The following is a 13,893-nucleotide window of genomic DNA, read 5'->3' as shown; positions in this document are numbered from 1 at the left end:
ATGTCCGGAAAAGCGCAACAGCAGTCTCGTATCAAAGAGTTGATCACACTTGGTCGTGAGCAGGGTTACCTGACTTACGCGGAGGTCAACGACCACCTGCCGGAGGATATTTCAGATCCGGAACAGGTGGAAGACATCATCCGCATGATCAATGACATGGGGATCAACGTATTCGAGGTTGCGCCAGATAAGGATTCCCTTATGCTGGCCGACGCCGATACCGACGAAGCCGCGGCCGAAGAGGCAGCAGCAGCGTTGGCAGCGGTCGAGACCGACATTGGTCGCACTACCGACCCAGTGCGCATGTACATGCGTGAAATGGGTACGGTAGAGCTCCTCACACGTGAAGGCGAAATCGAAATCGCCAAACGTATTGAAGAGGGCATCCGTGAAGTGATGGGCGCAATTGCGCACTTCCCTGGCACGGTTGACCATATTCTCTCCGAGTACACTCGCGTCACCACCGAAGGTGGCCGCCTGTCCGACGTCCTGAGCGGTTATATCGACCCGGACGACGGCATTGCGCCGCCTGCAGCAGAAGTGCCGCCGCCTGTCGACCCGAAAGCCGTGAAAGCGGACGACGACACCGACGACGATGACGCCGAAGCCAGCACCGACGACGAAGAAGAAGCCGAAAGCGGTCCGGATCCGGTTATCGCAGCTCAGCGCTTTGGCGCTGTCTCCGATCAGATGGAAATCACCCGCAAGGCGCTGAAAAAGCACGGTCGTGGCAACAAGCTGGCAATTGCCGAGCTGGTGCTACTGGCTGAGCTGTTCATGCCGATCAAACTGGTTCCGAAGCAATTCGAAGGCCTGGTCGAGCGTGTTCGCAGTGCCCTGGATCGTCTGCGTCAGCAAGAGCGCGCGATCATGCAACTTTGCGTTCGTGATGCTCGTATGCCGCGTGCTGACTTCCTGCGCCAGTTCCCGGGCAATGAAGTCGACGAAAGCTGGAGCGATGCACTGGCCAAAGGCAAAAGCAAGTACGCTGAAGCCATTGGTCGCCTGCAACCGGACATCATTCGTTGCCAGCAGAAGCTGACCGCGCTGCAAACCGAAACCGGTTTGACGATCGCCGAGATCAAGGACATCAACCGTCGCATGTCGATCGGTGAGGCCAAGGCCCGCCGCGCGAAGAAAGAGATGGTAGAGGCGAACTTGCGTCTGGTGATCTCCATCGCCAAGAAGTACACCAACCGTGGTCTGCAATTCCTCGATCTGATCCAGGAAGGCAACATCGGTTTGATGAAAGCGGTAGACAAATTCGAATACCGCCGCGGCTACAAGTTCTCGACTTATGCCACCTGGTGGATCCGTCAGGCGATCACTCGCTCGATCGCCGACCAGGCCCGCACCATCCGTATTCCGGTGCACATGATCGAGACGATCAACAAGCTCAACCGCATTTCCCGCCAGATGTTGCAGGAAATGGGTCGCGAACCGACCCCGGAAGAGCTGGGCGAACGCATGGAAATGCCTGAGGACAAGATCCGCAAGGTATTGAAGATCGCTAAAGAGCCGATCTCCATGGAAACCCCGATCGGTGATGACGAAGACTCCCATTTGGGTGACTTCATCGAAGACTCGACCATGCAGTCGCCAATCGATGTCGCCACTGTTGAGAGCCTTAAAGAAGCGACTCGCGAAGTTCTGTCCGGCCTCACTGCCCGTGAAGCCAAGGTTCTGCGCATGCGCTTCGGTATCGACATGAATACCGACCACACCCTCGAGGAGGTTGGTAAGCAGTTCGACGTGACCCGTGAACGGATTCGTCAGATCGAAGCCAAGGCGCTGCGCAAGCTGCGCCACCCGACGAGAAGCGAGCATTTGCGCTCCTTCCTCGACGAGTAACAACAAAACCCCCGGCCCAGGCCGGGGGTTTTGCTTTTATACAGATTAAATCCCCCGCACCTCCCCCCCTCTGAATTGCCCGTCTACACTCGAAACATTCCCCGAGCCATAACGAGACCGTTATGCCCAGACTGCCGACCGTGCTTTTTTTGCTGTCGCTATTGACCTGGACCGCAACGGCTGGCGCGCTGACTCTGACCGACGAAGAACGTAGCTGGCTGGCGGCTCACCCGGACTTGCGCCTGGGTGTCGATGCGTCTTGGCCACCCTTCGAGTTTCGCGACGATCAGGGCCGCTATCAGGGCCTTGCAGCAGACTATATCGACCGGATCCGTCAACGCCTGGCCATCAAGCTCACGCCTATCGAGCCCGTCAGCTGGACCGTCGTCCTGGAGCAGGCCAAACAAGCCAAGCTGGACCTGTTGCCCGGCATCATGTCGACCCCGGAGCGCCAGACTTACCTGTCATTCACCCGCCCCTACCTGGACTTTCCGATTGTCATCCTTGCCCATATCGGAGGCCCCCAGCCACGCAACCTCAAAGACTTGTACGGTCTGAAAGTCGCCGTGGTGGAAAACTACGCACCCCACGAGCTTTTGCGCACCCACAATCCCGACCTCAATCTGGTGGCGATGCCCAACGTCAGCTCAGCACTGCAAGCGCTAGCTACCGATGAAGTGGATGCGGTGGTCGGCGATCTCGCCTCCAGCGTCTGGAGCCTGCGTCAACTCAAGCTCGACGGGCTCTACGTCAGCGGCGAAACTCCCTATCGTTATCAATTGGCAATGGGCGTGCCCCGGGACAACAAGATACTGGTCGGCATACTGGATAAAGTCCTGGCGGACATGACCCCGAACGAAATCAATGAGATTCAGGAGCACTGGGTCGGCAACGTCCTCGATCATCGGACATTCTGGAACGATCTGCTGGTTTACGGCCTGCCGGGATTGCTGCTGCTGATCATCGTGCTGGCGATGGTTATCCGGATCAACCGTCGGCTGAGTTCAGAAATTGCCCGCCGAGTCGACCTGGAGCAAGAACTGCGCAGCAGCGAATACCATTACCGCGGGCTGGTGGAGAGCCTTTCGGCCATCGCCTGGGAAGCGCGGATCAGCGATTTCACCTATAGCTATGTGTCCCCCCATGCCGAGGATCTGCTCGGCTACCCCTTGTCTCATTGGCTGATTCCGGGTTTCTGGCGCAACATTATCCACCCGGCCGACCTGACTCGCGCCCAGACCTTCTGTGATCACGAAGTACTGGCCGGGCGCGATCACAGCCACGATTACCGGGTCATCACCGCCGATGGCCGCTGCATTTGGGTGCGCGATATCGTCAGCCTGATCGAGCACGGCCATGAACCGGTGATGCGCGGGCTGATGATCGACATCAGCGAAGCCAAGCGCACCGAAGAGGCGTTGCGCCTGTCGGAACAGAAGTTCGCCTCGGTGTTCCAGCAATGCCCGGACATACTAGTCATCGCGCGACTCTCCGACGGCTGCCTGCTGGAGGTCAACGAAGCGTTCGAAGAACAGATCGGTCTCAAGGCCGAAGACGTCATCGGCCAGACGGCCACCGACCTGAACATCTGGGGCATACCCGGCGTCGGGCCGGGCTTGTTGCAACGGTTGCAGGCCGGCAGCATCCGTAACCTGGAGATGCCCTTTCGCCGCAACAATGACCAAGTGTTTACCGGTCTGATCTCCGCTGAGCCGTTCGACCTCGATACAACCCCTGCGCTGGTAGTGGTCGTGCGGGACATCAGCCAGCTCAAGGAAACCCAGAAACAGCTGCAAACCTCCGAAGAGAAATTCGCCAAGGCCTTCCATGCCTCACCCGACGGCTTGCTATTGTCACGGCAGAGCGACGGTTTACTGATTGAGGTCAACGAGGGTTTCAGTCGCATTACCGGTTTCAACAGCGCGATGTCCGTGGATCGCTCCGCCCTCGAGCTGGGAATCTGGGTCAATCTCAACGAACGCAAACAGATGCTCGATCTGCTGCACCGGGACGGTTTCGTCCGCGACTTCAGTTGCCATATACGCCGCAGCGACGGACAGATCCGCCTCTGTGAGGTGTCCAGCCGTCCGCTACCGATCGGCGATGAAGATTGCATGCTGACCATCGCCCGGGACATCACCGAGCGACACCTGATGCAGGAGAAACTGCAACAGGCCGCCACGGTATTCGAGAGCACCGCCGAAGGTGTATTGATCACCGACACCCAACAGCACATCAGCGCGGTCAACCGTGCGTTTACCGAAATCACCGGCTACAGCGAGAGCGAAGCATTGGGCCACACCCCTCGCCTGCTCGCCTCGGGCCTGCACGACAGCGCGTTTTATGCCGCCATGTGGCATCAACTGACCGCCGAAGGTCATTGGCAGGGCGAAATTTCCAACCGGCGCAAGAATGGCGAGCTCTATCCGAGCTGGCTGACCATCAGTGCGGTGCGCAACCGGGACAGATTCGTCACCCACTTTGTCGCGGTGTTCGCGGACATTTCCAGCCTCAAACACGCCCAGGCCAAGCTCGATTACCAGGCACACCACGACCCGCTGACCGGGCTGCCAAATCGCACGTTGTTCGAGAGTCGATTGCTGACTGCACTCAATAACCAACAGGAAAACGGCGGCCAGGGCGCGGTGCTGTTCCTGGACCTGGACCGTTTCAAACACATCAACGACAGCCTGGGTCACCCGGTCGGCGACCTGCTGCTCAAGGGCATTGCCGTGCGCCTCAAGGAGCAGTTGCGCGACATCGACACCGTGGCGCGCCTGGGTGGCGACGAGTTCATCATCCTGCTGCCCGGGCTGCAGCAATCCAGTGACGCCGACAACATCGCGACCAAATTGCTCAATTGCTTCGGCGCACCGTTCCAGGCTGGCGAACATGAGTTTTTTATCAGCGCCAGTATCGGCACCAGCCTGTACCCCAAGGATGGCTGCGACGTCGCCACGCTGGTCAAGAACGCCGATGCGGCGATGTACCGCTCCAAGGCCAAGGGTCGCAACCGGGTCGAAAGCTACACCCGCGACCTCACCGCTCAAGCCAGTGAGCGAGTGGCACTGGAACATGAACTGCGACGCGCTATCGAGCGCAACGAACTGCACCTCCATTATCAACCGAAGATCAGCCTGGTCGACCATCGCCTGGTCGGTGCAGAAGCGCTCATTCGCTGGCGCCACCCGACCTTCGGCGATGTGCCGCCGGAGCATTTCATTCCGCTGGCCGAAGAAAACGGCATGATCCTGCAAATCGGCGATTGGGTTCTCGAAACCGCCTGCCGGCAGATGTTCGAGTGGAATCAGGTTTACGAACCCGTCGGCCCGCTGTCGGTCAACCTCGCGGGCGCTCAATTGCGCCAGCCGAACCTGCTCGGTCGGATCGAACAATTGCTCAAGGACAACCGTCTCAAACCCGGTTTCCTGCAACTGGAAATTACTGAAAACTTCATCATGAGCCAGGCAGAAGAGGCGCTGGCAGTGCTGCATCAACTCAAACACCTGGGCGTGCAACTGGCGATCGACGACTTCGGCACCGGCTACTCCTCATTGAGTTACCTCAAACGTCTGCCGTTGGACATTCTCAAGATCGACCAGTCTTTCGTCCGCGGCCTGCCGGATGATCCCCACGACGCAGCCATCGTTCGCGCCATCATCGCCTTGGGCCGCAGCATGCAATTCACCATCATTGCCGAGGGCGTCGAAACCCTCGCGCAGCAGCAATTCCTCGCGGCCGAAGGCTGTGAACAGATCCAGGGCTACATTGTCAGCCTGCCCTTGCCACCGGAAGAATTTGCCGCGACGTTTCTTCGTATAGCCATTTCAGACTTTTCGGATAGCACAGCCGAGAAACCGTCGCTATAATCCGCGGCCTACTGAGGGCCTATAGCTCAGTTGGTTAGAGCAGAGGACTCATAATCCTTTGGTCCACGGTTCAAGTCCGTGTGGGCCCACCAAACAAGAAAGCCGCGCAATGCGCGGCTTTTTCGTGTCTGTTGGAATAACTCAATCGCCACTACCGCCTGCCGAAGCATCACTCAGTTGGCGAAATTCTCGATCCTGACCTGGCCCTCAGGAAAGGTCGCGATAATTTCCAGTTCGCCGCCCATGGCGCGGATGTAGTTTCGCAAGGTGCTGATGTACATGTCTGTTCGCCGCTCCATTCTGGAGATCGCTGCCTGGTTGACGTGCAACGTCTTGGCCAGCGTTTCCTGACTCAGCTCCTGGGCCTTACGCAGCTCGTGCAGAGGCATTTCTTTCAGGTGCTGCTGGAACAACCGCTCTGCGTTAGCGCGAGACTCCGGCGTCATGCGAGCTTGAAGTTCAGCAAATTTTTTAGCCATCGTTGCGGCCCTCTTTACGCAATGTTTCCAAATGGTCGTCATACAATGTTTCCGCCTGCGGGACATGCTCGTCATACCAACGGTTTCGACCGGTTTTGTCCCCTCCGATTAAAAGTAACGCGCATCGGCGTGGATCAAACGCATAGAGCACACGATAAGGCCGACCCGCATGCTGGACCCGCAACTCTCGGAGATTGCCCAGTCGTGAGCCTTTAATATCGCTGCTATGCGGGTAACGCAGACCCGGCCCGAAAAACCCCAGCAGATCGACGCTGGCTGAAACCGAGGCTTGCTCCTTTGCATCCAACCCCTCCCACCAACCTTCAAATTCATCGGTGTATTCAATTTCCCAGCCCATACCAATATGCCACCCAAGGAATATGATCTCAAGGGAATAACTCTAGGCTTTAACGGCCGTGCGGCCGCCTTGGTTGCCGATGAAATTGTTAACAGTGGTTTCTGGTTGGATCGGGGTGTTCGGTGCCTGGCGTTTAGTTGTGTTTACTTAAGGTGTCGAAATATCGGATGACGCCCGCAGACCTTGTAGGCAAACTCCGAAACTTGCATTTGGGGCACTTTGCCGCCTTGTTGGGCTTTTCTTTGACGGGATACTCTCCGGACGTCGCTGACCATTCAGCGATCGGGCTTGGAAACCCGACGAGCGAATCGCAACAACGCGCCCAACATGACCGCAGACGTTTTACGGCTGCAACCCTGTGTCATGGCGGCTGTGCGTGGGACGTCTTCGGACGTGCCGGTTTCCTAAGCTCCCGGTTTCCAACCTGCGCACAGCTGCCACCCATTCGCTTGGAAACGAACGTGGCAGCTCATCAAGCTTAGGAGCTAGACCATGAGCAAAACAAACCCGTCCGAACCTTCAGAACTGAAAACCATCGGCTTCACCCCGTTGATTTTTTGCTCGAATCAAGCGCTGTTCAACGTCCGCGCCGGCGTCCCGATCAGCGATGCGTTGGCTCAGGCTTCCGATCTGCTGTTCCTCGCCAAGGCGTTCGCCGTTGACGCCGCCTACGCAAAAGACACCGACCGCCACGCCTGGGCCGCGCACTACCTGACGGCGATGAGTAAAGCGGTGATCGATGATGTGGTGAAAGTGCTGACACGAAAACCAGTTCCGACAGCAACGAAATCCAAAGCGTAGCGCCCGACAGTTCTACGAGATGAGCCCCGAGTCTTCGGGGCTTTCAATGCTCACTTACGTATCGGTAGAAGCCACCGCTATCGATGGAATAGCCTGCACCGGCCCCAGCCGCTCCAGCATTTCCTTCGTCATCACAACCTCATACGTATCCGCTGCCCTGCCCCACTGCTCCACGATGACCATGCCGTCCACCAGCGCCCGCGCCAATCCACTAACCGTATCAGCCAACGCCTCGACGATTTTCTCAGTCCGCAGCCAAACACGATCGGTAATTTCTTTAAGCTCAGTCGTTACGCGGTCGGACGACGCGGGATCCGTACCGGGGTAGGCGATATTGCGCAGCAAATGCCGCAACTCCCTTACTTTTGCGTAATCCTGTTCCGCCCCCAGCCCGCCCTTGAGGATGGCGGCCGCTTCCGACTTATCGACACGCCTCCTGGGCAAATGTTTTGAAGATAATGTCTGCCCCATGGCGCCAGCGAAGAGGACCATCATCCGCGCTTCCAGATGCTCCTTCATGGCTTCTATCGACGGAATTGGCCGCGTCAAGGTGATGGAAGCTCCTCCTTGATGCCTCAAGTCCATGGTGACTGTCAGGGTCACACCGCCCGTTGCGAACCCCAAGGCGCGGGCCACGACGTAGTGCCCCATTTCGTGATGCGCTATCTGCAATGCATGATCCCGTATTACGGGAGGCATCTTGTTCGTCATTTCCATCGCCTCGCGTCACTGCCCTCAATTGCTCATTCGACTATGAGCTACTTTTGGCGTCCATCCTATGTAACATGCTCGCCCATTGATCTGTACCGCTGGAGACGACCCTTGCCTGACACCCGCCCGCCCGTTCTTGACGAAATCGACCGCCAGTTGATTGCAGCCCTGCAGATCAATGCCCGCGAAAGCGTGGCCATGCTCGCGCGACAATTGGGCATCGCTCGCACCACCGTGACTTCGCGCCTGGCCCGGCTGGAAAAGGCCAAGGTGATCACCGGTTACGGCGTGCGTTTGGGTCAACGTGTCGTGGATGGCGGCTTGCAGGCGTACGTCGGGATCACGGTGCAACCGCGCTCGGGCAAGGAAGTGTTGCGACGTCTTAGCGCGATGGCTCAGGTGCAGCAGTTGTGCGCGGTCAGTGGCGAATTTGATTACGTGGCGTGGCTGCGCACCGATTCACCTGAGCAGCTGGATCAGTTGCTGGATCAGATCGGCAGTGTGGATGGGGTGGAGAAGACGACTACGTCGATCATCTTGAGTAGCAAGATTGATCGGGGGCAGCCGGTTTAATCCAATCTGTTCGTCATGCTCGTCAAATTGTAGCATTAACAAGCAAAACGACGACACATTGCGTCTTATTAACGTGTTCTACGCTCTCTAGAATGGCTGCCATCTTTTCCTATACTCAGACGCGCATGCCGCGTCCGGTCGCCAGCAAGGTCAGCCATGAACAAGAACAATCGCCATCCTGCAGACGGTAAAAAACCAGTCACCATTTTCGGTCCGGACTTTCCCTTCGCCTTCGACGACTGGATCGAGCACCCGGCCGGTCTGGGCAGCATCCCTGCGCACAACCATGGCGCCGAGGTAGCGATCGTCGGTGCCGGTATTGCAGGTTTAGTGGCAGCGTACGAATTGATGAAACTGGGCCTAAAACCCGTCGTCTACGAAGCCTCGAAAATGGGCGGCCGTCTGCGCTCCCAGGCATTCAACGGCGCTGAAGGCATCATCGCCGAGCTCGGCGGCATGCGCTTCCCGGTGTCGTCCACTGCGTTTTATCACTACGTCGACAAGCTTGGGCTGCAAACCAAACCTTTCCCGAACCCGCTGACACCTGCCTCGGGCAGCACGGTGATCGACCTCGAAGGCCAGACTCATTACGCACAGAAACTGGCGGATCTTCCTGCACTGTTCCAGGAAGTCGCCGACGCCTGGGCCGATGCGCTGGAAGCCGGTTCGCAGTTCTCTGACATCCAGCAAGCGATCCGCGATCGCGATGTGCCGCGCCTCAAAGAGCTGTGGAACACCCTCGTTCCGCTGTGGGACGACCGCACTTTCTACGACTTCGTGGCCACCTCCAAAGCCTTCGCCAAACTCTCGTTCCATCACCGCGAGGTGTTTGGTCAGGTCGGTTTCGGTACCGGCGGCTGGGATTCGGACTTCCCGAATTCGATGCTGGAAATCTTCCGCGTGGTCATGACCAACTGCGACGATCACCAACACTTGGTGGTCGGCGGCGTCGAACAAGTGCCGTTGGGGATCTGGCGTCATGTGCCGGAACGTTGCGTGCACTGGCCAGAAGGCACCAGCCTCAGCTCTCTGCACAACGGCGCGCCGCGTACCGGCGTGAAAAAAATTGCCCATGCGGCAGACGGGCGCTTTGCCGTCACCGACAACTGGGGCGACACCCGCGAATACGCAGCGGTGCTGACCACCTGCCAGAGCTGGCTGCTGACCACCCAGATCGAATGCGACGAAAGCCTTTTCTCGCAAAAGATGTGGATGGCCCTCGACCGTACGCGCTACATGCAATCGTCGAAAACCTTCGTGATGGTCGACCGGCCATTCTGGAAGGACAAGGATCCGGAAACCGGCCGCGACCTGATGAGCATGACCCTCACCGATCGCCTGACCCGTGGCACCTACCTGTTCGACAACGGCGACGACAAGCCAGGCGTGATTTGCCTGTCGTACTCGTGGATGAGCGACGCGCTGAAAATGCTCCCGCAACCCGTGGAAAAACGCGTGAAACTGGCACTGGATGCGTTGAAGAAGATCTACCCGAAAGTCGACATCGCCGCGCGAATCATTGGCGATCCGATCACCGTGTCCTGGGAAGCCGACCCGCATTTCCTCGGTGCTTTCAAGGGTGCCCTACCCGGCCATTACCGCTACAACCAGCGCATGTACGCGCACTTCATGCAGGCCGACATGCCGGCCGAGCAACGCGGAATTTTCATCGCCGGCGACGACGTTTCGTGGACGCCAGCCTGGGTCGAAGGCGCGGTGCAGACCTCGCTCAATGCGGTGTGGGGCATCATGAAACACTTCGGCGGTGAAACTCACGCCGAGAACCCGGGTCCAGGAGATGTGTTCAACGAGATCGGTCCGATCGCCCTGCCCGAGTAAGAGGAGTCCGAAATGCGCGTAGCCCTTTACCAATGTCCACCGCTGCCCCTGGATGTCGCCGGCAATCTGCAACGCCTGCATCAATTGGCGCTGGAAGCCAAGGGAGCGGATTTGCTGGTGCTGCCGGAGATGTTTTTGACCGGCTACAACATCGGCCTCGACGCGGTCAGCGTGCTGGCGGAGGTGCACAACGGTGAGTCGGCGCAGCAGATCGCGCGCATCGCCAAGACGGCCGGGATCGCCATTTTGTATGGCTACCCCGAGCGCACGGAAGACGGTCAGATCTACAACGCCGTGCAGTTGATCGACGCCAATGGCGAGCGGTTGTGCAACTACCGCAAGACTCACCTGTTCGGCGACCTCGATCACTCGATGTTCAGCGCCGGGCCGGATGAGTTTCCGCTGGTTGAACTCAATGGCTGGAAGCTCGGCTTCCTGATCTGCTACGACCTGGAGTTCCCGGAAAACGCCCGACGCCTGGCCTTGGCCGGCGCCGAGCTGATTCTGGTGCCGACGGCGAACATGATTCCTTACGACTTCATTGCCGACGTCACCGTCCGCGCCCGGGCTTTCGAAAACCAGTGCTATGTGGCTTACGCCAACTATTGCGGCAACGAAGGCGAGATCCAGTATTGCGGCCAGAGCAGCATTGCCGCGCCGGATGGCAATCGTATTGCCCAGGCGGGCCTGGATGAAGCGCTGATTGTCGGTGAGCTGGATCGTCAGTTGATGGTCGATTCCCGCGCCGCCAATCGCTACTTCCTCGATCGCCGCCCCGAGCTTTACAGCGAGCTGAACAAGCGCTGATCTACCGTTATCCGCTAGCATTAGCGCTTCTCTGTTCTGGAAGTGCTCATGCCTGCGCTGAATCACCCCCACCTTCACACTGAAACCCTGGCCAACGGTCTGCGGGTGACGCTGCGTCATGTTCCCGATTTGAAGCGCAGTGCTGCTGCGTTGCGCGTCGCGGCGGGAAGCCATGACGTACCGCTGGCCTGGCCCGGGATGGCGCATTTTCTCGAACACTTGCTGTTTCTCGGCACCGAGCGTTTTCCCGCTAGCCAAGGGCTGATGGCCTACGTCCAGGGTCATGGCGGTCAGGTGAATGCGCGGACCAGCGAACGCACCACGGATTACTTTTTCGAGTTACCGCCTCAGTCGTTTACCGGGGGACTGGAGCGCCTGTCGGACATGCTCGCTCATCCACGTATGAATCCGGACGATCAGCGGCGGGAACGGGAAGTGCTGCACGCAGAATTTGTCGCCTGGTCGCGGGATACGACCGCTCAACAGCAATTCGCCCTGTTCGATGGCCTTTCAGCGGCGCATCCACTCCGAGCGTTTCATGCCGGCAACCGCTACAGCCTGCCGGTTCCGCAACCTGAGTTTCAGCAAGCCTTGCAGGGTTTCTATCAGCGGTTTTATCAGACCGGGCAGATGACCTTGAGCCTGGCCGGGCCGCAGAGTCTCGATGAGTTGAGGGCGATGGCTCATAGCTTTAGCGCTGCTATTCCCGTAGGGGAAAAGGTCCCGCAACAGGCACCTACATCGCTGATGGACTCTTTGGACAAAAGTTATCAACAGGCTGGAGCGCGTCGACTGGATCTGCTGTTTGCCTTCGACGCGTTGCCCGATTCATCGCCTGAGGCGCTGGCGTTCCTGTGTCATTGGCTGAACGCCGCGAAACCCGGTGGCCTGCTGGCGCAATTGCACGAGCGCGGGCTGACTGACAGCCTCAAAGCTGCGCCGTTGTATCAGTTCGCCGGCCAGGCTTTGTTGCACATCGAGTTCACGTTGCCTGCCAACGCGACGCCCAACGGGATCCGCGAGCGGCTACTGGATTGGCTTGGATTCTTTGCCTCACAGCAACCCTGGACCGGGTTGCGCGAAGAATACGCCGCCCTGCTGCAACGTCAGCAGCAAGTCAGCGGTGCCCTGCAACTGGCCCGACTCGACAGTGAACAGCGTGAAGCCGGGTTATCCGAATCGGGTATTGCAGCCCTCAAGGAAGTCCTGAAACAAATCGGCGCTGTGGATAACTTCACCGGCCAATGGCAACTGCCCACACCTAATCCGTTTTTACGCGCCGAGGCTCCGGCCCCGAGTGCCGGACTGATCCGCGGCCAGACCAGCAAACACCGAGGTTTGCGGACCTTTGCCCAGGATCGCTCACGCGGTCGTCGTGAACGTTCACCCATGCAGTTCAGTCAGGCGTTGCCCGATAACAGTGCCGAAGGTGCCGTTTACCTGCGCTGGCGTCTGGACTCGGCCCCTCGCAGCAATGTTCAGATGAGCCTGGAAAACCGCCTTCAGCCGTTGCGTGAAGACGCTCGTCAGGCAGGTGTCGATTTTTCCTTCAGCGCATCGAGCAATGAATGGCTGCTGAAAATGACCGGGCTACAGGAGCCGATGCCGACCGTCCTCGAACATGCGCTGAAAGAACTGACAAAACCTGGTGACAATTTCTCGCAGGAAGAGCCGAGCGTTGCGTTGATGCCGATTCGACAGTTGCTTAAAGCGCTGCCCGATCACTGCCTTGAGGGCACCGCTGACTCGGACGACTTGATGCAGCTTTGGTCAAGCGCACGCTGGGATGGTCTGGCGACCGGGATGTCCGCCCAGACACAAGCGGCGATGGGGCTTGCCTTGAGTCGTGTGCCCGGCGCTGCGGACAATCAACTGACGCCGCCCGCCCCGATAAACGCGCAGCATCTGTGGAGCGCGGTCGATACCGGGTCCAGCGAACACGCCTTGTTGCTCTTCTGCCCGACCGCAACCGCGGACATCGCTGACGAAGCCGCCTGGCGCTTGCTGGCTCACCTCTGCCAGACGCCGTTTTACCAACGCCTGCGGGTAGAACTGCAGCTCGGCTATGCAGTGTTCAGCGCCCTGCGGCAGATCCATGGGCAGACAGGATTGTTGTTCGGCGTGCAATCACCCAGCGTCGCCCCTCTGGATCTACTGGAACATATCGAACATTTCCTGAGCGGATTGGCCGGGTTGATTGGCGATATCAATGACCAGATTTTCATCGAGCAGCGCCAGGCACTGGCCGATCAATTCGATAGCGCGGCGCTGCCCAATGCGCAGGCCGCCGAACTGCTTTGGCAGGGCAAACTGGCCGGCCGCTCGTCGGATTATCTGGAGCTTCTACCTCAGACGATTCTGACGATCGACCGTGAAACCTTACTGGCCGCAGCACAACGACTGAATCAGGCCGAAGGCGGTTGGCGCTGTCTGGCCAGCGGCCCTTGCCCGAGCTCACCTTGGCAAGCGGCAAAATGATCATTACCGGTGCTGCAATTAGCTTTCTCAAAGATTCCCGGCCAATCGCCCTGTAATTTTGAGTAACATAGCCACCTAACTATCTGAACATCTCCGGCTGGAGGTGGACTATATGTATAGATCTCAA

The 13,893-nt window shown here is 58.5% G+C and carries 10 protein-coding genes and 1 tRNA gene; 8 read left to right on the top strand and 3 right to left on the bottom strand.

The features are described from left to right. From rpoD to ASC74_RS10305, 3 genes are all read left to right on the top strand, one after another. Nucleotides 1-1,851 (top strand): RNA polymerase sigma factor RpoD, encoded by a 1,851-nt coding sequence (gene rpoD, locus ASC74_RS10315; RefSeq protein ID WP_033056224.1) that lies wholly within the window; start codon nucleotides 1-3, stop codon nucleotides 1,849-1,851. 122 nt (nucleotides 1,852-1,973) lie between these two features. Continuing rightward, the gene (locus ASC74_RS10310; protein ID WP_056741297.1) at nucleotides 1,974-5,720 is read left to right on the top strand and encodes a bifunctional diguanylate cyclase/phosphodiesterase; all 3,747 of its coding nucleotides are present in this window, start codon (nucleotides 1,974-1,976) and stop codon (nucleotides 5,718-5,720) included. A gap of 15 nt (nucleotides 5,721-5,735) precedes the next feature. Beyond that, a tRNA-Ile gene (locus tag ASC74_RS10305) sits at nucleotides 5,736-5,812 on the top strand. An 81-nt stretch (nucleotides 5,813-5,893) separates the two neighbouring features. On the opposite strand, the gene ASC74_RS10300 is transcribed toward ASC74_RS10305, so the two are convergent. Both ASC74_RS10300 and ASC74_RS10295 read right to left on the bottom strand, forming a co-directional pair. Continuing rightward, the gene (locus tag ASC74_RS10300; protein WP_056741296.1) at nucleotides 5,894-6,199 is read right to left on the bottom strand and encodes a helix-turn-helix domain-containing protein; all 306 of its coding nucleotides are present in this window, start codon (nucleotides 6,197-6,199) and stop codon (nucleotides 5,894-5,896) included. Further along, a complete protein-coding gene (locus ASC74_RS10295; RefSeq protein ID WP_056741295.1) occupies nucleotides 6,192-6,557 on the bottom strand; it encodes a type II toxin-antitoxin system RelE/ParE family toxin in 366 nt (121 codons plus the stop codon). The genes ASC74_RS10300 and ASC74_RS10295 overlap by 8 nt, the downstream gene beginning before the upstream one ends. Nucleotides 6,558-7,049: 492 nt before the next feature. Here ASC74_RS10295 and ASC74_RS10290 point away from each other — a divergent pair, with 492 nt between their 5' ends. Further along, nucleotides 7,050-7,358, top strand: coding sequence for a DUF3077 domain-containing protein (locus ASC74_RS10290; RefSeq protein ID WP_056741294.1), 309 nt, complete (start codon nucleotides 7,050-7,052; stop codon nucleotides 7,356-7,358). A gap of 54 nt (nucleotides 7,359-7,412) precedes the next feature. Here ASC74_RS10290 and ASC74_RS10285 read toward each other — a convergent pair whose 3' ends face one another. Next, the gene (locus ASC74_RS10285; protein ID WP_056741334.1) at nucleotides 7,413-8,069 is read right to left on the bottom strand and encodes a hypothetical protein; all 657 of its coding nucleotides are present in this window, start codon (nucleotides 8,067-8,069) and stop codon (nucleotides 7,413-7,415) included. A 111-nt stretch (nucleotides 8,070-8,180) separates the two neighbouring features. Between ASC74_RS10285 and ASC74_RS10280 the strand changes: the two genes are divergently transcribed. The 4 genes from ASC74_RS10280 (at nucleotide 8,181) to pqqF (ending at nucleotide 13,766) form a co-directional block, all read left to right on the top strand. Further along, nucleotides 8,181-8,642 (top strand): Lrp/AsnC family transcriptional regulator, encoded by a 462-nt coding sequence (locus ASC74_RS10280; RefSeq protein WP_007980298.1) that lies wholly within the window; start codon nucleotides 8,181-8,183, stop codon nucleotides 8,640-8,642. Between the two features lie 156 nt (nucleotides 8,643-8,798). Beyond that, a complete protein-coding gene (locus ASC74_RS10275) occupies nucleotides 8,799-10,481 on the top strand; it encodes a flavin monoamine oxidase family protein (protein WP_056741293.1) in 1,683 nt (560 codons plus the stop codon). A 12-nt stretch (nucleotides 10,482-10,493) separates the two neighbouring features. Continuing rightward, nucleotides 10,494-11,288, top strand: a complete 795-nt coding sequence (locus tag ASC74_RS10270; protein WP_056741292.1) for a carbon-nitrogen hydrolase family protein — start codon at nucleotides 10,494-10,496, stop codon at nucleotides 11,286-11,288. A gap of 48 nt (nucleotides 11,289-11,336) precedes the next feature. Next, nucleotides 11,337-13,766: a pyrroloquinoline quinone biosynthesis protein PqqF gene (gene pqqF / locus ASC74_RS10265; protein ID WP_056741291.1), complete on the top strand. Its 2,430-nt coding sequence runs from the start codon at nucleotides 11,337-11,339 to the stop codon at nucleotides 13,764-13,766. Nucleotides 13,767-13,893: the final 127 nt, after the last annotated feature.

Origin of the sequence: Pseudomonas sp. Root329 (assembly GCF_001424925.1) — a bacterium.
GTDB lineage: Bacteria > Pseudomonadota > Gammaproteobacteria > Pseudomonadales > Pseudomonadaceae > Aquipseudomonas > Aquipseudomonas arabinosi.
Note: the sequence above shows the minus strand (reverse complement) of the source record. Positions and strands in the feature narration are given on the sequence as shown.